General features: G+C 43.3%; 24 protein-coding genes and 1 pseudogene. 12 read left to right on the top strand and 13 right to left on the bottom strand.

Translation table 11 applies throughout. From position 1 onward, the window contains the following. The first annotated feature begins 188 nt into the window (after positions 1 to 188). Positions 189 to 962, top strand: coding sequence for a methyltransferase domain-containing protein (locus KO537_RS14915; protein WP_219234758.1), 774 nt, complete (start codon positions 189 to 191; stop codon positions 960 to 962). 17 nt (positions 963 to 979) lie between these two features. Here KO537_RS14915 and KO537_RS14920 read toward each other — a convergent pair whose 3' ends face one another. Then, complete coding sequence (locus KO537_RS14920; RefSeq protein WP_219234759.1) at positions 980 to 1,882, bottom strand: TraB/GumN family protein; 903 nt, start codon at positions 1,880 to 1,882, stop codon at positions 980 to 982. Positions 1,883 to 1,930: 48 nt separating this feature from the next. On the opposite strand from KO537_RS14920, the gene KO537_RS14925 reads away from it, so the two are divergent. Next, positions 1,931 to 2,239, top strand: a complete 309-nt coding sequence (locus tag KO537_RS14925) for a prephenate dehydrogenase (protein ID WP_105250305.1) — start codon at positions 1,931 to 1,933, stop codon at positions 2,237 to 2,239. A 165-nt stretch (positions 2,240 to 2,404) separates the two neighbouring features. After that, the gene (locus KO537_RS14930) at positions 2,405 to 4,162 is read left to right on the top strand and encodes a GGDEF domain-containing protein (RefSeq protein WP_219234760.1); all 1,758 of its coding nucleotides are present in this window, start codon (positions 2,405 to 2,407) and stop codon (positions 4,160 to 4,162) included. A 43-nt stretch (positions 4,163 to 4,205) separates the two neighbouring features. On the opposite strand, the gene KO537_RS14935 is transcribed toward KO537_RS14930, so the two are convergent. Further along, the gene (locus tag KO537_RS14935) at positions 4,206 to 4,730 is read right to left on the bottom strand and encodes a DUF3016 domain-containing protein (protein ID WP_219234761.1); all 525 of its coding nucleotides are present in this window, start codon (positions 4,728 to 4,730) and stop codon (positions 4,206 to 4,208) included. A 278-nt stretch (positions 4,731 to 5,008) separates the two neighbouring features. Here KO537_RS14935 and KO537_RS14940 point away from each other — a divergent pair, with 278 nt between their 5' ends. Next, complete coding sequence (locus tag KO537_RS14940) at positions 5,009 to 5,317, top strand: hypothetical protein (protein WP_105250308.1); 309 nt, start codon at positions 5,009 to 5,011, stop codon at positions 5,315 to 5,317. A 135-nt stretch (positions 5,318 to 5,452) separates the two neighbouring features. Continuing rightward, positions 5,453 to 5,767 carry a hypothetical protein gene (locus tag KO537_RS14945; protein WP_168827330.1) on the top strand — a complete coding sequence of 105 codons (315 nt, stop codon included), beginning with the start codon at positions 5,453 to 5,455 and terminating at the stop codon, positions 5,765 to 5,767. A 13-nt stretch (positions 5,768 to 5,780) separates the two neighbouring features. Here KO537_RS14945 and KO537_RS14950 read toward each other — a convergent pair whose 3' ends face one another. Continuing rightward, positions 5,781 to 6,290, bottom strand: coding sequence for a DUF4240 domain-containing protein (locus KO537_RS14950; RefSeq protein WP_219234762.1), 510 nt, complete (start codon positions 6,288 to 6,290; stop codon positions 5,781 to 5,783). 127 nt (positions 6,291 to 6,417) lie between these two features. On the opposite strand from KO537_RS14950, the gene KO537_RS14955 reads away from it, so the two are divergent. The 4 genes from KO537_RS14955 (at position 6,418) to KO537_RS14970 (ending at position 9,094) form a co-directional block, all read left to right on the top strand. Then, a complete protein-coding gene (locus KO537_RS14955; RefSeq protein ID WP_105250311.1) occupies positions 6,418 to 6,798 on the top strand; it encodes a hypothetical protein in 381 nt (126 codons plus the stop codon). An 82-nt stretch (positions 6,799 to 6,880) separates the two neighbouring features. Next, positions 6,881 to 7,678: a response regulator gene (locus KO537_RS14960; protein ID WP_105250312.1), complete on the top strand. Its 798-nt coding sequence runs from the start codon at positions 6,881 to 6,883 to the stop codon at positions 7,676 to 7,678. 159 nt (positions 7,679 to 7,837) lie between these two features. Continuing rightward, on the top strand, positions 7,838 to 8,110 hold the full coding sequence (locus tag KO537_RS14965; protein ID WP_006079990.1) for an HU family DNA-binding protein: 273 nt from the start codon (positions 7,838 to 7,840) through the stop codon (positions 8,108 to 8,110). Positions 8,111 to 8,401: 291 nt separating this feature from the next. Further along, positions 8,402 to 9,094: a TorF family putative porin gene (locus tag KO537_RS14970; RefSeq protein ID WP_105250314.1), complete on the top strand. Its 693-nt coding sequence runs from the start codon at positions 8,402 to 8,404 to the stop codon at positions 9,092 to 9,094. Positions 9,095 to 9,151: 57 nt separating this feature from the next. Here the strand turns inward: KO537_RS14970 and rimK are convergent, their stop codons facing one another. From rimK to KO537_RS14990, 4 genes are all read right to left on the bottom strand, one after another. Then, the gene (gene rimK, locus KO537_RS14975) at positions 9,152 to 10,057 is read right to left on the bottom strand and encodes a 30S ribosomal protein S6--L-glutamate ligase (RefSeq protein WP_219234763.1); all 906 of its coding nucleotides are present in this window, start codon (positions 10,055 to 10,057) and stop codon (positions 9,152 to 9,154) included. 179 nt (positions 10,058 to 10,236) lie between these two features. Continuing rightward, positions 10,237 to 11,952, bottom strand: coding sequence for a GGDEF domain-containing response regulator (locus KO537_RS14980; RefSeq protein WP_131523939.1), 1,716 nt, complete (start codon positions 11,950 to 11,952; stop codon positions 10,237 to 10,239). Between the two features lie 9 nt (positions 11,953 to 11,961). Next, entirely contained in the window at positions 11,962 to 12,396 is a 435-nt protein-coding gene (locus KO537_RS14985) for a response regulator (RefSeq protein WP_105250317.1), read from the bottom strand. Then, the gene (locus KO537_RS14990) at positions 12,393 to 14,546 is read right to left on the bottom strand and encodes a CHASE domain-containing protein (RefSeq protein WP_173247621.1); all 2,154 of its coding nucleotides are present in this window, start codon (positions 14,544 to 14,546) and stop codon (positions 12,393 to 12,395) included. The genes KO537_RS14985 and KO537_RS14990 overlap by 4 nt, the downstream gene beginning before the upstream one ends. 324 nt (positions 14,547 to 14,870) lie before the next feature. On the opposite strand from KO537_RS14990, the gene KO537_RS14995 reads away from it, so the two are divergent. Together KO537_RS14995 and KO537_RS15000 are read left to right on the top strand one after the other, a co-directional pair. Next, complete coding sequence (locus KO537_RS14995; RefSeq protein WP_006079984.1) at positions 14,871 to 15,047, top strand: hypothetical protein; 177 nt, start codon at positions 14,871 to 14,873, stop codon at positions 15,045 to 15,047. A 540-nt stretch (positions 15,048 to 15,587) separates the two neighbouring features. Continuing rightward, the gene (locus KO537_RS15000; protein WP_105250320.1) at positions 15,588 to 16,943 is read left to right on the top strand and encodes a flavohemoglobin expression-modulating QEGLA motif protein; all 1,356 of its coding nucleotides are present in this window, start codon (positions 15,588 to 15,590) and stop codon (positions 16,941 to 16,943) included. 194 nt (positions 16,944 to 17,137) lie between these two features. On the opposite strand, the gene KO537_RS15005 is transcribed toward KO537_RS15000, so the two are convergent. From KO537_RS15005 to KO537_RS15015, 3 genes are all read right to left on the bottom strand, one after another. Continuing rightward, a complete protein-coding gene (locus tag KO537_RS15005) occupies positions 17,138 to 18,577 on the bottom strand; it encodes an MBL fold metallo-hydrolase (RefSeq protein ID WP_173247626.1) in 1,440 nt (479 codons plus the stop codon). A gap of 117 nt (positions 18,578 to 18,694) precedes the next feature. Then, positions 18,695 to 19,564, bottom strand: coding sequence for a DUF2927 domain-containing protein (locus KO537_RS15010; protein ID WP_173247629.1), 870 nt, complete (start codon positions 19,562 to 19,564; stop codon positions 18,695 to 18,697). A 346-nt stretch (positions 19,565 to 19,910) separates the two neighbouring features. Further along, positions 19,911 to 20,147: a thioredoxin family protein gene (locus tag KO537_RS15015; protein ID WP_028761824.1), complete on the bottom strand. Its 237-nt coding sequence runs from the start codon at positions 20,145 to 20,147 to the stop codon at positions 19,911 to 19,913. Positions 20,148 to 20,712: 565 nt separating this feature from the next. Between KO537_RS15015 and KO537_RS15020 the strand changes: the two genes are divergently transcribed. Then, on the top strand, positions 20,713 to 22,350 hold the full coding sequence (locus tag KO537_RS15020; protein ID WP_219234764.1) for a lactate permease LctP family transporter: 1,638 nt from the start codon (positions 20,713 to 20,715) through the stop codon (positions 22,348 to 22,350). A gap of 274 nt (positions 22,351 to 22,624) precedes the next feature. On the opposite strand, the pseudogene KO537_RS23175 reads toward KO537_RS15020, so the two are convergent. From KO537_RS23175 to KO537_RS15030, 3 genes and pseudogenes are all read right to left on the bottom strand, one after another. Next, positions 22,625 to 22,723: pseudogene (locus tag KO537_RS23175) on the bottom strand (radical SAM protein); the annotation flags it as partial. 28 nt (positions 22,724 to 22,751) lie between these two features. Then, positions 22,752 to 23,078 carry a putative quinol monooxygenase gene (locus KO537_RS15025; protein WP_173247731.1) on the bottom strand — a complete coding sequence of 109 codons (327 nt, stop codon included), beginning with the start codon at positions 23,076 to 23,078 and terminating at the stop codon, positions 22,752 to 22,754. A gap of 99 nt (positions 23,079 to 23,177) precedes the next feature. Next, on the bottom strand, positions 23,178 to 23,633 hold the full coding sequence (locus KO537_RS15030; RefSeq protein WP_105250325.1) for a GNAT family N-acetyltransferase: 456 nt from the start codon (positions 23,631 to 23,633) through the stop codon (positions 23,178 to 23,180). Between the last annotated feature and the right edge of the window lie 28 nt (positions 23,634 to 23,661).

Genomic DNA, 23,661 nt, shown 5'->3' on the forward strand with positions numbered 1-23,661 from the left:
TATAACCCAGAGCACTGAGTTCTGTGTATCCCTAAGTTTAGTAGGAATAATTACTACAAATAAAATCAATAGATTAAAAATTAACGATGCAAATTTATCCATCTCAACTCGGCAATAACATCTCCAGAGTGCGAAAAATTTACGACTGTGCCACACTATCGTTCCACTCTCCTTAACCTAGTTATCACGTGCAAGATAAGAATTTTGATAAGCTCGCGCAAAAATTTGCGAAAAACATCTATGGTACGCCCAAGGGCGAAATTCGTGCCGCAGTGCTATGGCGCGACCTCGTCCCCGCGCTGGCAAAACTGGGGGATAAAAAACTCAGAGTATTAGATGCGGGCGGTGGTTTTGGTTACTTTAGCCAAAGATTAGCGCGCCTCGGCCACGAAGTTGTACTCTGCGACATCTCTGCTGAGATGCTGGCTCAAGCCAAAGAACAAATTGATGCCTCACCTGAACCATTAGCTATCCAGCTTATCCATGCGCCTATCCAAGCATTATCGGTCGATAACCATGGCTATTTCGATATCATACTGTGTCATGCGGTCGTTGAATGGTTAACGGATGCTAAGCCCACCGTAGCGGGTTTACTTACTATGCTAAAACCCGGCGGATTATTCTCTTTGATGTTTTACAACAAAGAAGCCATGCGCTTTCATGCTTTAGTGTCGGGCAATTTCGATTATGTCGCCGCTGATTTAAAAGTGAAGAAGAAAGTGCGACTAACTCCCACTCATCCGCTTTATATTCAAGAAGTTAAAGATTGGTTTAGCGAGTGGCGAATGTCGCTCATCAGCCAGTCTGGCGTGCGTGTAATCCACGACTATTTGAAAAAGAGTCAGCCCGCGGATTTCGACTATCACAAGCTGCTACAAATGGAGCTGGAGTACTCGCAACGCGAACCCTATATTTCCCTCGGCCGATATGTGCACTTTTTAGGGCAAAGCTTTGCAGTGTGAACGCGCTGCCTAAACAATTACTGACAAGTCTGTTTCCAGCAGGCGCTCACTTTGGCGCCTGCTTGCTCTAGCAATAGCACCACGCTTTTATCCCCCACCACATGGCCAGCACCAACCACCACAAACAAAGGTGAAGTCACGTCAGTCGAGCCCATTAATTTTATAATGCCATCGGCCATCACATGATTTCGCTGCCAGAGGATTTTCTCTAGCATTTTAGTATCGCCCTCGCCGCCCATTTGCTCCTGCATTATGGTATCAAGCTCAGTTTCATTACCTGAACGCCAAGCCGTTATTAACGATAAAAGCTCCGCATCCGATGCACTAATCGCCTCACGCACCATAGACCACTGCTCTTGACTATTAAAAGACGCTAACAATTGAAATTGTGACTCGGCGGTTTCCAACGGATACACAGGCAAAGCCGCATATCGAGCCATCAACTGCATATCAACGCCATAATCCGTGCTGTAACCTAAGTCGTTATAACGCAATAAGTTAACTTGAGTAGCCTGCAGCCAAGGTGCAAAAGATTGTATCGACTGACAAACATTTGCCGTGGCCGCGCAATAGGGCGTCATGCTCTCGACCGTTTGCTTATCTCGGCTCTGCCAATCTAAACCCTTAGTTTTATCGGCGCGGCCGTATTGTTGCAGTAAGGCTGTGCTATCGACTTTATTGATATCGACTTCTACAACTAAGCCCTTAGCTTTACCCAACGCGGTTTCAATTTGGGTGGGTAAAGGATAAAAGTCGGCACGTCCAATATGAATCGAACCCAGCAAATACGCGCTCTTGCCTTGCCATTGCACTTTATAAAATGGTGGTTTATCGGTTTCTGCACCCACCACTTTTGTGCTCAAACCCGCTAACACCAGAAAACAGATTGATGCAATTAGTCGCCATTGGCTTGTTGCCATATCCTTTGCCCCTTATAATTCCTGCAAATTTTGCAATGAGACGCTGTTATGCCACATACCAAGGTTATAGAGCAACTGAAAGAAAATCTTCAAATCGCCTATCGCCAAGCCATAGACGCCGACGCTAAGTTAGATGAGCTAAAGAAAGCTGGCCATGGAAACTTCACCAGCATATTCACGGCAGAACAAGGTTTTATCGCTTCGAGTAATCGCTTTCTGCCCTATGTGCAAGAGTTGGTCGATGACTTAACTCGCATGGAAGAACATCAAACGCTCGATCCTAAAGAACTCGAAACCTATGTGCGTCAGTTAGGCGCATTACTGCAAACATTGCAGGCCTTTAAGAAGCAAAGCTAAACCGAGATTAGGGGCTGAAACTCATCTTAGATTTCAGCTCTTTCCATAGCATATCTAATCAAGCCCACCAACACAGATAGATAGCACTAAGCTTCCCCAAAACTGTCATCATTTTGTCATTTCTAAGTCATAGACTCCGCTCACATAGACGAAGGGGCTGACGTAATGACAAGTTTAGATCTGGCTAAAGAGCTCGATAAAATAATCTCTAAAGCTGCAATCAGTCCCTTATTTCAGCCAATTTTCAATATATTAGAACATAAAATTCATGGTTTTGAGGCGTTAAGCCGTGGCCCTGAACACAGCCCGTTATACTCCCCAGTCCCGCTATTTCAGACCGCCGAACATCAAGGTAAATTAAGCGAGCTAGAAACCCTTTGTCGCCGTATTTCACTCGAGCAATTTAAGTTGCGCCAGTTTCAAGGCAAGCTGTTTATCAATATCTCGCCTAAGGCATTATTAGATCCCGCCCACCCCAAGGGCATGACCTTACAACTGCTGCAACAACTCGGCATAGCGCCATCACAGGTTGTGATTGAACTGTCAGAGCAATACCCCGCCGATGATATCGATTTACTCAAATCCTGCTTGAATCACTATCGTAGCCAAGGTTTTTTAACGGCGATCGATGACTTAGGTGCAGGTTATTCGGGTCTGAGACTCTGGTCAGAATTGTCACCCGACTATGTCAAAATCGACCGTCACTTTATCCATCAGATTGATTCGACTCCCGTCAAACAGGAATTTGTCCGCTCGATTGTGGAGTTATGCCAAAGCTTAACCTGCAAAGTGATAGCCGAAGGAATTGAAACGCAAGAGGAATTAGCCGTACTCAAACAACTGGGTATCGTCTATTGCCAAGGCTACTTACTCGGTCGTCCAGAAGTGCTCCCCTGCCGCGCGATGAAAGCGACCTTAGTGCCGAGCAATACTCAAATTCAACCTAGATACAGCGAATCGGCCGAGAGCCTGTGCACGAGCGCCATAACCGTAGCGCCCACGCTTAAACTCAAATTTTTAAGTGACACCTTTATCTCGCAACCTGCATTACAGGCTGTTGTAGTGGTCGATAACCTGTTGCCACTCGGTATTATCAGCCGTGCGACCTTACTTGAACTCTTCAGCACACCCTATGGTCGCGCCTTACATGAAAATCATGCTGTGAGTGAAGTGATGGACCCGCAAGTCATCCAGATTGAGGCCAACGAACCTTTATCCACCGTAAGTCAATTACTGACCTCAGAGAGTGCTAATACGGTCGCGCAACAGTTCATTATCCTTCGCCGTGGTAAACTACTCGGCATAGGTCACACCAAAGATTTACTGCAAAGGATCACAGAGCACAGAATTAAGATGGCCCGCCATGCGAATCCTCTGACAGACTTGCCGGGCAATGTGCCCATTCAAGAGGAATTAAAACGCCTTAAGATCCAAAAGAAACATTTTTATCTAGCCTATTTTGATCTGTGTAACTTTAAGCCCTATAACGATATTTATGGATTTTGCCGTGGCGATGAAGTGATTTGTGAAGTGGCGAATCTGTTACTGAAGTATAAAAGCGACAATTGCTTTGTTGGCCATGTCGGCGGCGATGACTTTGTAATTATCAGCACCTGTGAGCATATGATCAGCCGTTGCCAGCGAATTCTAGCGGATTTTGAAACCCATAAGCATTTATTTTATAGCGCAGATCACTGGCTGGCCCAGGAAATGCTCGCCGACGATAGAAAAGGTGAAGCCTGTTACCATCAATTGATCAGTCTGTGTGTAGGCATTTTACCACCAGCACTCACCTTTAACGCCCATGAACACAGTCTATCGACCTTAAGCGCTAGGGCAAAAAAACAGGCAAAATCCGCAAATAACGGATTTTACCTGTTAGAAAATCATCTAATTATCGACACTCAGGCCCTAACGGCATAGCTAAACAGCTTAAATCCTCAGCATTACCGCCCGATATGAGTCATTAAAGTTGTGGTGCAATCGTCTTCTTTAACCACTCGGTTAACATTTTGGTTTCATACATAAAAGGTTTATCATTTAAAGATTGGATCCCACCCATAAACCCCATATCCGACAGTTTTTCATCGCCCGCGATAATCACTTTATCGTTTTCCATGACTTGATAAGAAAAAGTCATACGTGGCGGATAAATGTCTTTGATAATGCGTAAATCATTGGCGGTCGCACCAAATGTTGGACGCATATCACCCGCAAGATCAACATCGGTAATGGTCATTTCAAGCTTTTGATTTTGCTTTAAAATCTTCGCGGCTTCTTTATTGATGTTTTCAGTTAAGGTCTCAAATAAGCGCTTCTCATAACGGGATTGGAGCTCCCCTGATGATTTTATATCGCGATAATCTTTAGGACTTTGCCAAACAATTTTAACCACACCATCTTCGGTGACGGGATCCACAGGCGCTTCATCGGCCGCCCAAGCCGCACTGCAACTTAATACACCTGCGAGTAAAAGGGACTGAATTTTCATGTTTGCCTCCAAGGCCTAGATAACTTTCTGAGAACCACAGTACAAAATCTAACCTGAACTAGAGCTTAACGCAAAACTGATATAAGTACAGCAAATGTGTCGTAAGCTTTTGTATAATTAAGTAAATATTATTTAACCATCACAACCGATACGTATCTTTTTGTATCGAAATTGCACCAAGTAAGTGCATAGTTATCAATTTGTGAACATTTCACGCGCATAACGACAAAAAAAGCGTTATCCTTCCGCTATTGTTTACATTGCCCACTTAATAAAAAATGAAATTCCCTGTTGTACCTGTGTTCATTCTTATCCTGTTTACCTGCGTCGTAAGTGCGATTTGGTTTATCTCCCCGAGTGACAAAAATACTGGCCCTAAAACTTGGTCAGCCTTTATCTACAACCATGGCTATGATTCAGGAAAATATAAAAAAACCGATAACTTTGACAGCTATAATACTTGCCGCGATTTTGCACGCGAACAATCTGCCTTCTACGACAATGTGCCTTGGGAATGTGGATCTATGTGCCAGTTCGATACTCGTAAGCAAGGATTTCAATGCGAAGAAATGAAGAATGAGCACTAACTAACCATTCAGCATAGGTTCAATATTTATACAATAAACTCAGCTCCTCACAGTACAACTCGTTTTCTTTACCGTCTAAGGATGCACGATTTAGAACTAACGTGTTAAACGTAATTTTTAACTTGGAGCTTACCTATGAACCTAAAAACGGCTTATCTATTCAACCCATATTCACGAAAACTCGCTTTATTGGCACTGCTGACAATTGGAACGAGTATCAGCCTTTCAAGCCATGCTGCACCATTGACCATCAGCCAGCAACAAGCTGTTACTGTTCATTTGAGTAAATTGGCTCAGGCGCAAAATGCGGCTGAGCATCAAATGACAGAGCAGCTTAAGCAAGATTTTAGTCAACAATTAACCGTTCAAGAACATGAGTTTATGAGCGACATCTGCCCTAAATACGGCATGACCTTCGATGTCACTACCAACGCTTGCTTGCGCTCGTAAGGTATTGCCAAGACTAAAATGGAAAACGGGCACTCAGCTCAGGGTATTGCAGCTTTAAATCCTTGGGCTTAGTGCTAAATTTTTTACCCGCGGGCGTCGCCTTGCCCGATGGCATAAAGGGCAGTTCCTCACCAGTTCTATCTTCGTATAATTGCCCTGCGATAAGGTCGTATTCATCTACAAAAGGGTAAGCATAGGCATCTCGCTCTGGCCAAGCGACTAAACGTGCTAGGGTGTCAGGTTGATTAACCACACCTTCGAAAATTTCTTTACCAAGTGAAATCAAAAAACACCTAAACTCGGCAAAAGCATATTCAGAATCACAGCCCGTAATAATGTAAGCCGCCCCCCAAACAGACCACAAATAACTACGGCGCATCTGCTGACCAAAGATTTTATCGAAAGCTTTTAACTCTTCATTACTCAATTCGGCAAGTTTCTGCTTCAGTGCTTGAGTCAAAGACTCCTGTGATTGCGCCGTTTCCGTTCGCGTGACTAACCCCCAAAAATCAACTTCTGTCATAAACGTCACCTATTAGAGCCTCTAGCAAAAAGGCATATTCTACACGATATCACGGTTATACTGGACTCGGATTAGGGCATTTCCTACACTTGCTCATCTTCTTTGCTACTGGTGTGCACTTCAATCTATGCCTAAACGTCTTATACTACTGATCACGTTATATTGCCTCTTCAGCATTGCTGCACTTTGGCGTACTGTGATGACTCAATCCCTTGATGTATTCACCCTAGGTGTCCTCCCCGTGCTCGTTGGCATACTCATACGGGCGCCGTGGTCTAGCTTAGTGTTGAAGATTTATATTGGCATGCAAACCTTAGGATTCTCGGCACTGGGGATTACAGCAATTATTGCCTATCGCATTACCCCTGAGGATGTAAAAGTAGTTGTTTCTGGCCACAACATTCCTATGTTGCCACTCACAGTGAGCATTATTGTTATTTTACTCGTGCAGTATTGGATCGCATTTTCTAAGGTCACGAGACACTATTTGACCCGCCAAACTCAGTAATGGACTTTGTTGCTAAGCTGTTATCAATAGCGTAGCTTAGCGACCCAGTAAAATACTTACGATTCTTAACTTGAAGTAGACTATGAGCCATTTATCGCCCAGCGAACTTTCCATTCTTTTGGTAGAACCTTCAGAGACACAGCGTCGAATTATTATTCAACGCTTACAACAAGAAGGCATTCTCAGCATTCAAACCGCAGAAAACATAGAAGCGGCTAAAGATATTATTGCTCGCCATAAACCTGACCTTATTGCGAGCGCCATGCATTTCGATGATGGCACTGCCATCGATCTCTTGGGCTACTTAAGGGCCAACGCTGACTGCAAAGATATCCAATTTATGCTGGTCTCGAGTGAGTGCCGCCGTGAGCAACTTGAAATATTCCGCCAATCGGGTGTAGTAGCGATTCTACCTAAACCCTTCAGTGCCGACCATTTAGGTACAGCATTGAATGCCACGATTGATTTACTCAGCCACGATGAACTCGACCTGAGTAATTTCGATGTACAAGATGTGCGCGTATTAGTGGTCGATGATAGCCGTATGGCAAGAAACGTCATTAAACGTACGATTGGTAACTTAGGGATGAAGCTAATTACCGAGGCCGAGGATGGCGCGCAAGCCATAGCGTTAATGAAACACAATATGTTCGACTTAGTGATCACGGATTACAATATGCCGAGTGTAGATGGGCTAGCTTTGACACAATTTATCCGCAATGAAAGCCAACAATCGCACATTCCCATCTTGATGGTGTCTTCCGAAGCCAACGATACCCACCTCAGCAATGTGTCCCAAGCGGGTGTAAATGCCTTATGTGACAAACCCTTTGAACCCAAACTTGTTAAAAAATTACTCTATCAACTGTTAGAAGAATAAAACCAGAATAAAACTTAAGTCACGAACTGAGTAAATATTCTGCGCTTTACTGAACATCCTGCTGCACGCTAGACGCAAAAGGCTTTCCAAGTGCTAAACCTTATGGCATGTTAGGCACGCTTATTTCAAATAAATCTACGGAAAGAAGAGACAATAAAAATGAACAAAACTGAACTAATCGCCAAAATTGCAGAAAATGCCGATCTAACGAAAGTAGAAGCAGCACGCGCATTGAAGTCTTTTGAAGCAGCTATTACCGAATCAATGAAAAATGGTGACAAAATCTCCATCGTAGGTTTCGGTTCTTTTGAAACAGCGACTCGTGCCGCTCGCACTGGCCGTAACCCACAAACGGGTAAAGAAATTCAAATTGCTGAAGCGACAGTGCCTAAGTTTAAAGCGGGTAAAACCCTACGTGACAGCGTAAACTAAGTTATAAAATTCAATACAACGCCTCCATTGTGAGGCGTTTTTTTTTGCCCAATCCCAGTGAAGCACTGAATATTTTTTGCACAACAAAAGTGCGCCTCTGCCCCACAAACTGGCAAATAAAAACATTTCATTAACATTGCGAGTTCTAATACCTTGTTTTACATGGCATTGTAATAGTGGCATGTGATTAGCAAATCCTTCCTTAGAAAAAACCAAGATGCACTAATGAACACAGCTGACTTTGAGTGTGCCAATGGTGAATCGATAAATAAGTCAATCGAGGGGATGAGCATGAAGAAATCACTGTACAGCGTTTTGGCCTTATCGACGGGAATGTTACTGGCAGGCAACGCCTTTGCAGCCGTATCAGGCAACATTGGCGGTACCTCTAATTATCTATGGCGCGGTGCGACCCAAACTAAAGATGCGGTCGCAATCCAAGGTGGCCTTGACTACAGCCACGATTCTGGATTTTATGCGGGAACTTGGGCATCGAATGTGGATTTTGGTGATGATACTAGCTACGAGCTTGATCTATATGCGGGTTATGGCGGCAGTATTACCGAAGACATCAGCTACGACTTTGGCTATCTCTACTACGCCTATCCAGACGCGCCGGGCAGTATTGATTTTGGTGAGCTCCATGCTGCTGTCACGTGGAAATGGCTCGAACTGGCTTACTCCCAAGTCATCAATGCCGGTGACGATCTGGCCGCCGATCCTTTAGATAATAAAGATCTCAGTTATCTTGCCGCGACGGTATCCGTACCTCTCACTGAAAAGCTGAGTTTATCAGTGCACTATGGTTACTCAAACGGTGATGTCGTCCAATCTTGGTTTGGCGAAGATAATTATGCCGACTATAACGTGACTCTCAGCGCAGATACCAGCATAGGCACAGTATCATTTATGGTCTCTGATACCGATCTCACCGATGATGATGCCAAACTAGTACTCGGATATTCCTACAGTTTTGATCTATAAGCTCTAAACATAAAAACGCCACCTTAAAAAGTGGCGTCATTTTATCACTATCACCAATTAGGCAATAATTGACCGGTTTGTTTTACGGGCCGCAACCATTTTCTCGATATACTCAACAATGGGCTCAGTCACTGAAATCCCTGTTGTTTGCTCAATCCCTTCAATGCCTGGCGCCGAATTAACCTCAAGGATCAGTGGGCCACGGTTAGAACGTAAAATATCTACTCCCGCGATAACCAATCCCATCGCCTTCACAGCGGCAATAGCCATTTTACGCTCAACAGAGGTGATTTTTACCACCTCACCACAACCACCTAAATGCAGATTTGAGCGGAAATCACCCTCGGGACCTTGACGTTTCATCGAAGCAACAACCTTGTCACCGACAACAAAACAACGAATATCACTACCATTGGATTCTTTAATGTATTCCTGTACTAAGATATTCGCTTTGAGTCCCAAGAATGCTTCAATCACGCTCTCAGCAGCCGTTTTAGTTTCAGCGAGTACGACACCAATCCCTTGAGTGCCTTCGAGTAATTTAATGACTAACGGAGCGCCGCCCACCATATTGATGAGATCTGGGATATCATTTGGCTTATTGGCAAAACCCGTCACTGGCATGCCAATCCCTTTGCGGGAAAGTAGTTGCAGTGCCCGCAATTTGTCCCGCGAACGCGCAATGGAGATTGAATCATTCGCGGCATATACGCCCATCATTTCAAACTGACGTACAACGGCACAACCATAAAAAGTCACGCTAGCATGAATACGCGGAATGATGGCATCAAACCCAACTAATTCAGTACCTTCATAATGAATGCTAGGTTTAATAGAATTAATATTCATGTAGCAATTCAGCGTATTGATCACGACCGCTTCATGTCCACGACTTTGGCAAGCCGCGACTAAACGTTGTGTTGAATACAACTGGGGGAATTGGGATAAAATACCTATTTTCATTGCTGAGTGACCAACTTAAGCATGAGTGAATAAACCGTTCTGCGGCACCAAAAGCACAGCGACAGAAAAAGGAGCTGATATTTGTCTATAGCTCAGTGTAAAGCAAGAAAATATTCCTCACCAGACGAAATCATTATGCTAATGAAATACTTCAAGACCTATCACACTCGGAACTCGGTTTAAGTTAACAGCGGCAGAATATACTTAGCCTCAAACTCCGTTGCATCTAAGGGACGAGAAAACAAATAACCTTGTAATACAGTACAATGGCGAGAAGTACAAAACTCAGCCTGCTCAATCGTTTCAACGCCCTCAGCTACTGATATGACATTAAACCCATGGGCGAAGTTAAGTAATGCAGCGAGCAAACGAGTGTCTTTATCATCCTTATCATAGGAAGCGACAAAGCTTTTATCGATTTTCAGCACGCTAATGGGAAACAATTTGATATGTTCTAAGGACGAAAAACCCGTCCCAAAATCATCAAGGGCAAAACGCACCCCTAACTCTGCGATTCTATCGAGCATTTTGGCATGTTCATGGGGATCTTCAATAAGGCAATTCTCAGTAATTTCAAGCTCTAATGCTACAGCAGGAAGTCCTGTCTTAGTCAGCGTATTCGCTATTTTATCAAACAGGTTCTCATTTCCAATTTGCGATGCAGACAGGTTAACGGCAATGGTAAATTCTCTCCCTGTTGGCTGTAATTGGGTTAACCAAACCTGTGCCTGAATACAGGCTTGTTCAAGCACCCAATCATCAATGTCCTCCATTAATCCAATTTCTTCGGCTATGGGTAAAAATTGATCTGGGGTGATAATGCCGTCTACAGGATGCTGCCATCGGATAAGGGCTTCCATCCCCACCAGCTGATGGGTTTTCGCATTCACTTGCGCTTGATAATGAACCTTAAATTCATTTCTTTTTAAGGCAGTACGCAAACTCGACTCGATATGATTACGGTAACGCACCTCTTTATCTAAAGCTTCTGAGTAAAACTGAATTTGGTTTCGGCCCATTTTTTTAGCGCGATACATGGCAATATCGGCACATTTCATCAGCTCAGAACTGTTCGAAGCCGCTTCATTATAAAAAGCCACGCCGATGCTGGCACCAATAAGCACATCGTTATCACCGAGACAAAACACGTCCTCAAACACTTTTAACAATCGATTAGCCACAATCATAGGGAAATATTTATAATCATTATCAGTGACTAGCACGACAAATTCGTCCCCACCTAAACGGGCAATAATGTCGCCATCTCGTAGTACTTCACTTAATCGAGCGGCTACTTTAACTAAAAGAATATCCCCCGTCTGATGGCCTAGAGTGTCATTGATCGCTTTAAAATCATCTAAATCGAGTAAGATAACGGCTAAATAGTCGTGACAACGTTTGGCCCTTGCTATCGCTCGATTAAGACAAAGTTCAAAACCATAGCGATTAACCAGCTTAGTCAACGAATCGTGTTCAGCTAGCTCTTTTAGTTTTTGGTGACTATTACGTAACGCCAACGCCATTGAAGATCTTTGTTTCGCATAACGAATTGCACGGGTTAGTATCCGCGAGTTGACCTCATCTTTAAGCAAGAAGTCCTGTGCCCCTAGTTCAATACAGCGCTGAGCCAGTTTCTCATCTTCATAGCGACTCAGCATCACGACTACGGTCTGGTCTTGCGTCATGGCATTGAGCTTGATCAACACTTCTAAGCCATTAGCATCGGGTAATAAATAATCCAATAGAATACCGTCAAAATGACGTTCTAATGCGAGATTTAAACCATCAAATGCACAATTTGCTTCGACCACATTAAAAGTCAACTTTGACTGTCTGAGTGCTCGGATGATCGCAGTTCTATCAACTTCATCATCATCGATCAGTAGTAAATCCATATACTCACCTTATGCGGATGGGAGCTCCACTATTCGCCAATAACCTTCAAGCATATTAAAAATATTGTTAAAACCGTCTTTCATATCAGTTTTAACCATGTAACCAGCCACATGATGGCTATAGGCTTTCATCCTATCTTCATCGGTACTCGACGTGGTGAGCATAAAAACGACAGACGAAGAAAGAGAAGGATCTGAACGTATTCGCTCAAGGAACTCAAACCCATTCATTCTTGGCATATTAAGATCGAGCAAAATAAGATACGGACCTTTGATCGTGTCTAAACTCGTTAGAATAGTTAATGCTTCGATCCCATCCCGAGCACGCACTAAGGGATTGAGTAACCTCAATTGTCTCATCGCCCGCTGCACGGCCATGTAATCCACGTCATCGTCATCAACCAATAAAATGGTGACCTGTTGATAGTGATTTGCTGCGCTCATAGAAGCTCCTTTTTCACTATTTTCTTAGGCCAACTAAAGCAAAAACAACAACCTCGGCCCTGCGATTTGAGCTGAATCTCTCCACCTAAACTTTCAACCGTTTTCCTCACAAGTGATAAGCCTAAACCACTGCCTTCAACTTCATCCCTTGGTTTAAGTGTTTGAAACATCTCGAAGACTTTTTCATGATATGAGCTTGATATCCCCGGACCATCATCTATCACACTGAATCGATACTGCTGATCAACCGCCTCACATGAAACCGTAATCACACCTGTACCTAAGTCATGGTGTTTTATGGCGTTACTGATTAAATTTCGTATAACTAATTCCAACAATGGTCTTACGGTATAAAAATTCGGAAATTCACCTTTTAGGACTAATTCAAATCCCTGTGGCGGCGCGACGAGCGCGAACATGTCTTCAACCAGTTGCCGACTTTTCACTTCAGTGGTTTCTGTATCGACACGACCAATCCGAGAAAACATCAATAGTCCATCGAGTAATAACACCATTCGATGAATACGACTTTGGATAAGCCCTAGGTATTTCTGTACATTTTCATTGGTGTTATCGACTAAATCCTCAGACAACCAAGAGGTTAGCTGCTCAATACCACGTAAGGGGGATTTCAAATCATGGGAAGCAATATAGGCGAACCTGTCTAATTCTTGATTGATACGCTCAAGCTCAAGCATATGTTCTGCACGCTGAACTTCAATGCGTTTACGTTCAGAGACATTGTTAATTGTTGCGAGAATAGAAATGCCATTACTAAAATGAATAGGCGTCAACCCCACTTCAATTGCGAGTCGACTGCCATCTTTACAACAGCCAAACAGGTCATCCCGCATCGACATATTTTTCGCAATAGGCTGCACTAAATAGTTACTCATGTGCTGCTGATGAGCATCCCTCAGGGTTTCGGGCAATAACATATTGATGGAACGACCGAGTAACTCGTCTCTGGTATAGCCGAACAAACGTTCAGCATGGGTATTCACTAAAGTAATAAATCCAGATTTATCCACCATAAATAGCGCACTTGGAGAGGCTTCAATTACTAATCTAAAGCGTTTTTCGTTAGCAATTAACTCTGAAGTCAGTAAAGACTCCTTATATCGATTACGCGCCATAATTAACACTGAGTAAAACAATGCCAAAATAAAACCACAACCGATAAATTGGAGCCACATACCTTGGGTCTGTTCCGCTCTCGAGATAAAACGCGATTGTGATGAAATGTCTAAGCGCCACAACTGCCCTCCAACTAAGTCAGTCTGTGAGTGATAAAACACATCCTGCTCATTCGGGGCCACTTTGCTGCTGGTAAACATTAGACTGTCAGCGCTTGCCTGCGGACTTTCATAAATGGCAAGTTTCAAGCCTGAGAATCGCTCCCCCATAATCCCTTGCATGAGGTCATCCATCCTAAACGCTGCATACACAAGTCCAAACACGTGCTGTTTACGCTCAGCCTCTGTTGTTGTGGTGCCTTGATAAAGCGGTAAATACATTAAAAAGCCCGCTTTCGCATCATCAGAAGTATCTTGAACTAATACGACTTTGCCAGAAACTGTCGGCAGTCCAGTGGTAATAGCGCGAGTGATGGCTTTATATCGATTAGACTCGGAGCACATGTCATAACCCAAGGCTCTTTGATTACGCCAATCAAAGGGTTCTAAGTACACAATCACGCAATACTGATCACGCGTTCCTTCTGGGTAAACTTTATAGTCTTTAAAACCTTCAGCTTGAACTTGTTGGATGTGCGCACTTAATGCTTCAGGTTGAAGTAACTGAGCATAGCCAAAACCTTGAAAACCTGGGTAATACTCAGATAAATGAGCATTGATGACATAAGTTTGCCATTCCTGACGTGTCACATTACTCGAGGATAATAATAAGCCAACGCCACCACGTAAGACTTGCTCATAGGCAAGCATTCTGCGATTCACGGCTTCTGTTAATTCTTGAACGCTATTTTCGAAACGCTCTTCACCTCTATCCCTAAGATATTGCTCAAGCACATACCAAGAGATCCCCATGAAAAGTAAGGCAGCCACTATCATCAGCCAGCTAGAGCTCAGCACGCTAAAGTAGATATTATTAGATGGGGGGAGTGATTTAGAAAACTGATCCTTGTCCATGTAAGCCAATTCCCTAGCAAACGATTAACAACAAACACAGGTACAAGTGTTGTTGTAATTATGACTAAATTCAAGTTTATCCTACTATTTAACTCGGAATTAACGCGAATATATCTATGACGATACCGTGCTCTTAATCACAAAATAAGCAAAAACTAAATTAATCAAATATTCAATTGCAGTCTAGTGCCTACGCAAAACAGCGGTAAGCTGAATCATCCGACTCACGGGAAGAATTTTTCACCCTAACTCACAAAATTATTTGCTTTTCTACCATACTCTTTTTAGTTAGAAAGTCGTTAGGAACAACAAGAGGAATTCGTTATGGCTCATATTACTGAAGTCGTGCCCAACGATACTGAACTTGAGGCAATGACCACACCAAGAAACAGCAAAGCCGCCGAGGCAATGCAGCATAGACGCGAAGTCAAAAAGCGTTTAGAAGACTACCTCGAGCGGGCGGAGTTAAAACGTGCATTAGGAGATGACGATTTTTTCTAGCCAATTCTATCTCGCTATCTAGTGGTCAAAATGATGGGATGATGATCTCAGTCGGTGATCATTTGTTTCGAACTCACTGAGTTTTGGCCCACTAAAATCGAATATCTCACCCAGCCAATAATGCTGGGTGTGACTCTGCTTTAGCTCACTAACCTCCAGATTTAAAATCGCGTCATCACAGTCATTTTTACCACTCTTGTCGGCTTGAGTTTTGATTAACAAGCATTCAGCCTTAACACACTCAAATAACTCATCGCTGTCATGCTTTGCTCCAATCAATCTATTTCTATATCAAGAACAAAGCAGCTTTAATGTCATATCAATAAAATATTATTAAACAGATGGTTACTTATTTATGTCCCATAGACATAGCGCTAGAATTGTAACAAGTGCACCAAAATGATTCACAAAATCGATAACAGCTAATTTATTTAATCGGTATATTTCTCAGCTAGCCTGCGAATCAATATGAATAAATGAGGTTTAAGGCTATGATTAGCCACATCTCTCTCGCTGAAATTACCTGCAGGATATACGGGAATGTCTGAGTCGTTAGCCCAATATCAACAAGATCTACGCCGTTTTTCCGATGAATTAATTCGCATTCAAACGCCAATAAAAATCTTAGATGCCATTAAATGGCCGCGGGAAATGGAAGAGCGTTTTCTATCCAATAAGGGCACGGTACTTCCGGCTATCAAGCAAGAGTTCTATCAAAACATTGCTTTACCTTTTGATCCTGTTAAAACCCAAGCTGAGCTAGCCTCCCTAAAGCAGGACATCCATAGACGTTTGGGTAAACGAGACAAACTCGGCAAAATATTAGTGGCAAACGTCGATCAGTATCGCCTTGTCATCGATATGTTGGGGAACAGAGGCACGCCAACCTTTGGTAAGCTCAGCCAAGAATTGTACGGCAGTGCTAGCCATAAACTGCATGGCGATCGCCATACCTTGCGCCAGTTAGGCGATAAACTCAGCTACATTTTCTCGCTGCCCGCGGCGAGGCACATGAATAAACACCACCCTAAAATTATTAGCGCGCCAGAAGCGGTTAACGTGCTCAGCCAACGTTTAGAAAAGTACTTTCATAGCGATGATATGCGTGTACGCCTTAGTGACGGTATCGTCTCTGACGCTGCAGTCGGTGGCGACACTGTTAAGCTCAATAGCAAAGCAATGTTCAGCGAATCGGATCTTAATGTATATGAAGTTCACGAAGGTTGGGTGCATGTCGGCACAACGCTAAACGGCCGAGCTCAACCCCACGCCACTTGGCTCAGTGTCGGTTCTCCGCGCGTAGCAGCAACCCAAGAAGGTCTAGCCGTTTTACTGGAAATGCTGACGCTAAGCTCAAATCCAGGACGGGCTCGGCGAATTAGTGACCGTGTTGCCGCGGTCGATATGGCTGAAAATGGTGCTGACTTTATAGAGGTATTCAATTATTTCAGAGGATTGAATCTAAGTGCGACAGACAGTTACCGTGTCACTCAAAGGGTTTTCCGTGGGGGCATGGTGGAAGGCGGCAGTTTCTTCACTAAGGATATTTCCTATGTGCGTGGTTATGTGGAAAACATTAACTTTATCCGCAGCGCCATCACCTCAGGCCTTCCTGAACTCATCCCTATGCTATTCCTCGGTAAATTGGCGATCGAAGATATCCCCGTGTTATACCAAGCTTGCCAAGAGGGCATTCTGACTACGCCTAAATATCTACCGCCTATGTTTGATAACTTTAGTGGCCTTTATGCTTGGTTTGGTTTTGCATCAGGTTTAGCAGGAATCGATTTGAAAGGTGTACAGCGCCATTTCACTCGCTTATTTAAAGACGTACCGAATGTCGTCCCGACCTTTGAGTTACTCGATGATACTGAATTTGACAACAACTCTGACTAATACAGTAACCTGCTTGATTTAAAATAAAAAAGCTCACAACTATGTGAGCTTTTTTATAAAACTAAACGCTAATCTTCGATAGAAAAACCTTCACCATTACATTCAAAATACAACTCATCGCGAGCTCGCTTTGCCACACGTGTAGAAGATAATGGCATTTCCACCCAACTTTTGAACTTGCACTTTCAAATCTTTTAAGGCTTCCACACTAACTGCGGCAGCGCATTTAAATCCAATCGGTCACCCTGAGTCGCGATTGCTATAGCCTTTGGTTTAGTCTGAGGATCTTGGTTAATCACATCGACTAATCCATGCTGCGCCTCGGGTTCTCCATGGACTAAAATTAACGGCGGCTGGCCTTCAAAATGGTGATACCAACGTAATAACTCTGCTTGATCCGCATGGGCTGAAAGTCCACCCACTGTGTGTAACTTAGCCGCTACTTTAATGCTGTTACCATGAATAGACAGTTCCTCAGCGCCATCGACGAGGGCGCGCCCCGGTGTTCCAAGCGCTTGATAACCACAAATAATCACATCACATTCTGGGCGCCATAGATTATGCTCTAAGTGGCTACGAATACGTCCACCGTTACACATGCCGCTCCCTGCGATAATGATCAATCCCTTATGCACATCGTTCAGCGCTATCGACTCTTCGGTCGTTTGGATAAATTCGACATTCGACAACAGTGGATGCTGCCCAGGATGTTGGCGGGTAAAGCGTTTAAAGTCCTCATCCATCAGCGGATAATTATTAACGTAGACGCGTGTCGCCTCAATTGCCATCGGGCTGTCTAGGCAGATTTTCCAACGGCCGAGATCCCATTCTTTAGCATATAAATGAAATAGATATAATAACTCCTGTGCTCGTCCAACCGAAAAAGCGGGGAGCAATATATTGCCTTGGCTCTCGTTGACTGTCTTAGCAAAAATGGCTTTCAACTCGGCTAAGGTATCCGTCCAACTGCGGTGAAAACGATTGCCATAGGTGCTTTCCATTAAGACTAAATCTGCCGAATCCACTAAGGTAGGATTACGTAAAATCGGCATACCTGCACGGCCAAGATCGCCACTGAAGACGATTTTCTTCTGTGATTTTCCCTCACCTAACCACAACTCGACTAAGGCGGAACCTAAAATATGCCCTGCATCTGAGAGGCAAATATCCACATGGGGAATAACCCGAGTCACTTGACCATATTCCAATGGTACAAATTGAGTTATCGCGAGTTCAGCATCTTCAACGGTGAATAGCGGTTCTAGGGGTTCAAGATCATGTTTAGCACGCTTTTTATTGACTCTTTCGGTATCGCGGGTCTGCAGCATAGCCGCATCTTTGAGCATGATGGCGCACAGCTCTGCCGTGGCTTTATGGGTGTAGATAGGCCCATCAAAACCCGCTTTGACTAAAAGTGGTAAACGCCCAGAATGATCGATATGGGCATGGCTAAGCACGACAGCAGAAATAGACTCAGGATCAAATGCGAAGGGATCATGATTACGCAACTCATCAGACTTACCGCCTTGGATCAAACCACAGTCGAGCAATAAGTGTTCATGATCAACCGAGAGTAAATGACACGAACCCGTCACTTCCTCTGTCGCCCCTAAAAACTGCAATGTCATTCGCATGGTGTCCCTCCAAGGTGTTTATCTCATATAAAGATAGACTATGCCCTTATTCCTAAAACAAAAAGGATTAATTAGTCACGTGCGAGCAATGTCAACTTTAGCTGTAATGCTTAGTCATCAATAACCTAACAATGGGTACAACTGACCTTGACGTACCGTTTTGCCAGCGTTAGCAATAGTGCCATCGCGCAGCCATTGTTCGAGCAAAATCTGCAAAGGCTGTTTGACCTCTGCGGCCGTCATTCCAGCGCTAATACTTGGGCTATAGAGTAATTTAAGCAAAATGAAATCGAGCCCAGTGAGTAAGTCCTGCGGGGTTTTGTCGTTAAAGATGGAGGGAAATACTTTCTCTGAATCATTGGGTAAACCAAGCACTTGGGTTATCTCTTCCACTACGCAAGCCACTAACTTACCGTGCATTTTGGCTTGATCTACAGGAATAATAATCCAAGCACGTTCAATCTCTTGCCGTGAATTGAGAGCAAATTTTGCCATACACACAGAGCCATGGACATTTTTCGCCGAGCTCGGTCCCATTAAGCGCATCACCTCACTTGCCCATAGGGATTGACGGGTAAACACTAAGTGCAGATTCGCCTCTGAGAGCGTATCTACCCGTTGAATATCGAGGCCGGTGATCTTGCCTAAGTGTGTTAAGTGCATCAACACTAATTGAGTGTGCAGCGCCTTATCACCCACTTGATGCTCAATAAACACTCGTACCGGTATGCGCCACTTACGCACGCTATGTTTAGCAAGGTCATACTCATTTTGTAGGGCGACTTCACTAAATGCTTGGGTGATATAAGCGGAGTTTTTCCAATCCGTAGCGGGCGTTAACACTTGGGTTAATCCGGGAGATGTTTGAGCAGCAAACAAAGGCAAAACGAATAAACTTAGCGTTAGAAAAAGCCCTAAACGAAACAGACGTGCAGTAAAAAATAACCAACTGTAGAAACGTGTTAATACCCTAAGCCACTTTTGCATTGGCACTCATCCCGCAACTTGACGAGGTCACTGAATCAAAATCATAGCAGTGATACTGATAAAAGAAGTCGAAATCTGCAAACAACCTCATACAACATAGACTTAATAAACTCGCCCAGATAATGCAATGCTGACTAAACAGTAGCCAATAAAACCCCATAATAAAATGACTACACAAAGCATCAATGCATTATTTTTAAACACATTATATTTAATATCATTAATCGTATACTGATGATATTACACCACCATTGCCAAGGATTCAGGATGACAATGGTGTGCATTTTTAGCTTAAGCGCTTTCTAACGAGCATACTCCGTGCAACTATTCAGCGAGTCAGCGAGCTCTAGTCCCTTAACCACCCCTCAACTTCATCGCGCGTCGGTACTGAGCCGCTATGTATGAGCTCACCATCGATCACTACCGCAGGGGTTTTCATCACTTTAAATTTCAATAGGCTTTGAGGATCTGTGTCCTTTTTTACAATCACATCCACACCCATTTCTTCTGATATGTCCGCAATCATCTCAGCGGTTTTGCTACATTTAGCGCAACCACTGCCTAATACTTTGACTTGTTTCATGTTACTTCCTCAACGAACTGTGCTGCAAAATTAAAAATTTCAACCTACTGTCATACTCACAGCCACATATAGCAAGGTAAATTTCCAGCCAAGCAAACTCATAGACAAGAGTATGGCAACATCTATAGCTCAATTCATGCCACAATAAGATAACTGCATTATTAGTTGCATTGCATTGATTGCTATTAATTTCTATATATAAATATAAACAAATATTTATAAACCATCTGTTATAAACACTACCAAAAAACTAAAAAAGTACAGCCTAGTTTTTCATAAAATCACAATACTCTAGTTAATTTCACGACTCAAAAAATAATCTTGATAACACAACAAATATTAATACAACCTAAATTAGATGTTTGGTGAATATAGCTAAAACAGTCAATATTTTACTTGATTATTATTTAGGTATTTCCCCGCCATCATTTATCAACACATCTCGTGACCCATATCACTTATTGCAACATTTAAGATTGATCCTACATCACTAAACACTAGTATCTGCTATGTTGCGGCTGCAACACGATTTATCAACATATTATAACAATACGGAAACCTCCCTATGACCTGGACCCAAACATACACGCCACTCGGTAGCTTGTGGCTAACCGCAATGGTTGCTTTACTGCCTATTGTGTTTTTCTTCCTAGCCTTAACTGTGTTAAAACTTAAAGGCTATATCGCTGGGGCATTAACCTTATTAATTGCCTTAGCAGTCGCGATACTCGCCTACAAAATGCCTATTAGTATCGCGCTTGCTTCTGCTATATATGGTTTTAGTTATGGGCTATGGCCGATTGCTTGGATTATTATTACCGCAGTATTTTTATATAAAATCACCGTTAAAACAGGTCAATTTGAGGTTATTCGCTCGTCAGTCATCTCAGTCACGGAAGATCAACGATTACAAATGCTATTGGTTGGCTTTTCATTTGGAGCCTTCCTCGAAGGTGCTGCGGGTTTTGGGGCACCTGTTGCTATTACAGCTGCGTTACTTGTCGGGCTTGGATTCAATCCATTGTATGCAGCAGGACTTTGCTTAATCGCAAATACGGCACCCGTCGCCTTTGGAGCTATGGGTATCCCAATTATCGTAGCGGGCCAGGTTTCATCACTAGACCCATTCCATATTGGACAACTCGCTGGCCGTCAGTTGCCAATATTATCGATTATTGTCCCCTTCTGGCTCATCGCAATGATGGATGGCATCAGGGGAATACGTCAAACTTGGCCCGCAACATTAGTAGCAGGCGTTTCATTTGCGATCACCCAATTTTTGACCTCAAACTTTATCGGCCCCGAATTACCCGATATTACTTCGGCGTTAGTCAGTCTAATTTGTTTAACGTTATTTTTAAAAGTCTGGCAACCAAAAGAAATATTCAATTTCTCAGGAATGAAAAAAAGAATTACTACCCCTAAGTCTACTTTTTCTAATAGCCAGATATTTAAAGCATGGTCTCCCTTTATTATTCTCACGGCGATTGTAACCCTGTGGAGTCTTAAAGATGTACAACTGGCATTAAGTTTTGCCACTATCAGTATTGAAGTACCTTACTTACATAATCTCGTTATCAAAAGTGCGCCTATTGTCGCTAAGGAAACCCCTTATGCAGCAATATATAAACTTAATTTATTAGGCGCTGTTGGAACAGCCATTTTAATCGCAGCAATGATCTCAATTGTGGTCCTTAAAATGTCAGTAAGTAATGCACTGACATCCTTTAAAGACACTTTAATTGAATTAAAATTCCCGATATTGTCAATTGGATTAGTATTAGCATTTGCCTTTGTTGCAAACTATTCAGGTCTATCTTCAACCTTAGCACTCGTGCTCGCAGGCACTGGCGTGGCATTCCCCTTCTTCTCACCATTCTTAGGTTGGTTAGGGGTGTTTTTAACAGGTTCAGACACCTCATCAAATGCCCTATTTGGTGCGCTGCAAGCCAATACAGCAAACCAAATAGGTGTAACACCGGAGTTATTAGTCGCCGCAAACACTACGGGAGGAGTAACGGGCAAAATGATTTCGCCACAATCTATTGCCGTTGCTTGCGCTGCAACGGGATTGGCGGGTAAAGAATCAGATCTTTTCCGCTTTACGCTAAAGCACAGTCTATTTTTCTGTACTTTCATTGGCGTGATCACAGTACTCCAAGCATACGTAGTCCCTTGGACATTAGTGTTTTTCACTAAATAAAGCGATATCTAAGATATATTAAAAGCCGAGTGATAAACCACTCGGCTTTTTAGATTGGAATGGATATAAAACTCACTCTGCGATGAAGTTAAAATGGGTTCAATTAAGCAAAGTAGCAAGGCAGCTTTATTAATCCCAGTGAAGTCAAACAATCAAAGTCCAGCTTGTCATTCTTGTCGTAGATAAATACCAGGTACATTGATGACAAATGCAACTTAAGCCAGCAATTTCGCCTTATCCTTACCTAATACGCCTTTTAGCACTAAAGAGTTAAAGTGCAATGGTTCCAGCTGCGGCCATTAGTCACTTGCAGTATCAATGAGATCCATTCGGATAGAGATCTAAATACTGGCTCGATAGCATTAATCAACACTGCAAGCTCCTAATCGTTTATCTCATGGCTAAACAATCACTTGATGATAGGTTTCCACATGGTATGACTCGACTAATTCGGGCATCACTTGGTGGAAATAGTGTTGAATTGCATCTTTAGCGCAGTGCTCATCAAAGGCGGCAATATCGACAAACTTCTCTACAAACGTCACGCGACGTGGTTCATCACGGCTCACATTGAGTTCGTAACGAATACAACCCGCTTCACGGCGCGTATCAGGAATAAGGCTCGCGAGCGCAGCGATTAGCGCTTCGGTTTTGCCCTCTTTAGCCAGAAAACTCGCCACGCAGGCAATTTGTTGTTGATTGATTCTATAGTCCGTTGAAATCGACATCTCGGTTCCTTATTGGCTTAATATTGAATGTTTATGTGCCAAGATTTTGTTGATCGTTTATGTTGATAATTGATGTAGATAACTCATATTGATAGCCGCTTATGCTGATTGGTAGCGCATATCTAAATGGGGAATACCATCTTCTAAGTACATCTCAGAGCAGGCGACAAAGCCGAGTTTTTGATAGAAAGCTTTGAGGTAATCTTGAGCCCCGATTTGGATCCCCGCGTCGGGCCATGTCGTCAGTGCAGATTCGATGGCGTGCTGCATTAAAGGCATGGCTAGCCCTTTGCCTCGACCCGCTGGCGATACCACCACACGGCCGATACTCGCCTCTGGATAACTCAACCCCGGCGGTAAAATACGCGCGTAGGCAAGCAGTTCCCCGTCTGACGATAAGCCGAATAAATGCTGGGTTTCTGGATGCCTATCCTTATCGTCAAGCTCTGGATACGCACAGGTCTGCTCTACCACAAACACATCGACTCTTAGCTTCAATATGTCGTATAGCCTATTGGCATTTAATTGATTAAATGTAAGATTTTGCCACTGCAAACGATATCCCTCTGCAAATCATCGAAAA

The organism is Shewanella sp. NKUCC01_JLK, from assembly GCF_019345615.1.
GTDB classification, from domain to species: domain Bacteria; phylum Pseudomonadota; class Gammaproteobacteria; order Enterobacterales; family Shewanellaceae; genus Shewanella; species Shewanella oncorhynchi.

What these genes read in the sequence shown, in the direction of transcription:
- KO537_RS14920 (WP_219234759.1), bottom strand. Translation starts at nt 1,882, where the DNA reads ATGGCAACAAGCCAATGGCGACTAATTGCATCAATCTGTTTTCTGGTG.
- KO537_RS14925 (WP_105250305.1), top strand. Translation starts at nt 1,931, where the DNA reads ATGCCACATACCAAGGTTATAGAGCAACTGAAAGAAAATCTTCAAATC.
- KO537_RS14930 (WP_219234760.1), top strand. Translation starts at nt 2,405, where the DNA reads ATGACAAGTTTAGATCTGGCTAAAGAGCTCGATAAAATAATCTCTAAA.
- KO537_RS14935 (WP_219234761.1), bottom strand. Translation starts at nt 4,730, where the DNA reads ATGAAAATTCAGTCCCTTTTACTCGCAGGTGTATTAAGTTGCAGTGCG.
- KO537_RS14940 (WP_105250308.1), top strand. Translation starts at nt 5,009, where the DNA reads ATGAAATTCCCTGTTGTACCTGTGTTCATTCTTATCCTGTTTACCTGC.
- KO537_RS14945 (WP_168827330.1), top strand. Translation starts at nt 5,453, where the DNA reads ATGAACCTAAAAACGGCTTATCTATTCAACCCATATTCACGAAAACTC.
- KO537_RS14950 (WP_219234762.1), bottom strand. Translation starts at nt 6,290, where the DNA reads ATGACAGAAGTTGATTTTTGGGGGTTAGTCACGCGAACGGAAACGGCG.
- KO537_RS14955 (WP_105250311.1), top strand. Translation starts at nt 6,418, where the DNA reads ATGCCTAAACGTCTTATACTACTGATCACGTTATATTGCCTCTTCAGC.
- KO537_RS14960 (WP_105250312.1), top strand. Translation starts at nt 6,881, where the DNA reads ATGAGCCATTTATCGCCCAGCGAACTTTCCATTCTTTTGGTAGAACCT.
- KO537_RS14965 (WP_006079990.1), top strand. Translation starts at nt 7,838, where the DNA reads ATGAACAAAACTGAACTAATCGCCAAAATTGCAGAAAATGCCGATCTA.
- KO537_RS14970 (WP_105250314.1), top strand. Translation starts at nt 8,402, where the DNA reads ATGAAGAAATCACTGTACAGCGTTTTGGCCTTATCGACGGGAATGTTA.
- rimK (WP_219234763.1), bottom strand. Translation starts at nt 10,057, where the DNA reads ATGAAAATAGGTATTTTATCCCAATTCCCCCAGTTGTATTCAACACAA.
- KO537_RS14980 (WP_131523939.1), bottom strand. Translation starts at nt 11,952, where the DNA reads ATGGATTTACTACTGATCGATGATGATGAAGTTGATAGAACTGCGATC.
- KO537_RS14985 (WP_105250317.1), bottom strand. Translation starts at nt 12,396, where the DNA reads ATGAGCGCAGCAAATCACTATCAACAGGTCACCATTTTATTGGTTGAT.
- KO537_RS14990 (WP_173247621.1), bottom strand. Translation starts at nt 14,546, where the DNA reads ATGGACAAGGATCAGTTTTCTAAATCACTCCCCCCATCTAATAATATC.
- KO537_RS14995 (WP_006079984.1), top strand. Translation starts at nt 14,871, where the DNA reads ATGGCTCATATTACTGAAGTCGTGCCCAACGATACTGAACTTGAGGCA.
- KO537_RS15000 (WP_105250320.1), top strand. Translation starts at nt 15,588, where the DNA reads ATGTCTGAGTCGTTAGCCCAATATCAACAAGATCTACGCCGTTTTTCC.
- KO537_RS15005 (WP_173247626.1), bottom strand. Translation starts at nt 18,577, where the DNA reads ATGCGAATGACATTGCAGTTTTTAGGGGCGACAGAGGAAGTGACGGGT.
- KO537_RS15010 (WP_173247629.1), bottom strand. Translation starts at nt 19,564, where the DNA reads ATGCAAAAGTGGCTTAGGGTATTAACACGTTTCTACAGTTGGTTATTT.
- KO537_RS15015 (WP_028761824.1), bottom strand. Translation starts at nt 20,147, where the DNA reads ATGAAACAAGTCAAAGTATTAGGCAGTGGTTGCGCTAAATGTAGCAAA.
- KO537_RS15020 (WP_219234764.1), top strand. Translation starts at nt 20,713, where the DNA reads ATGACCTGGACCCAAACATACACGCCACTCGGTAGCTTGTGGCTAACC.
- KO537_RS15025 (WP_173247731.1), bottom strand. Translation starts at nt 23,078, where the DNA reads ATGTCGATTTCAACGGACTATAGAATCAATCAACAACAAATTGCCTGC.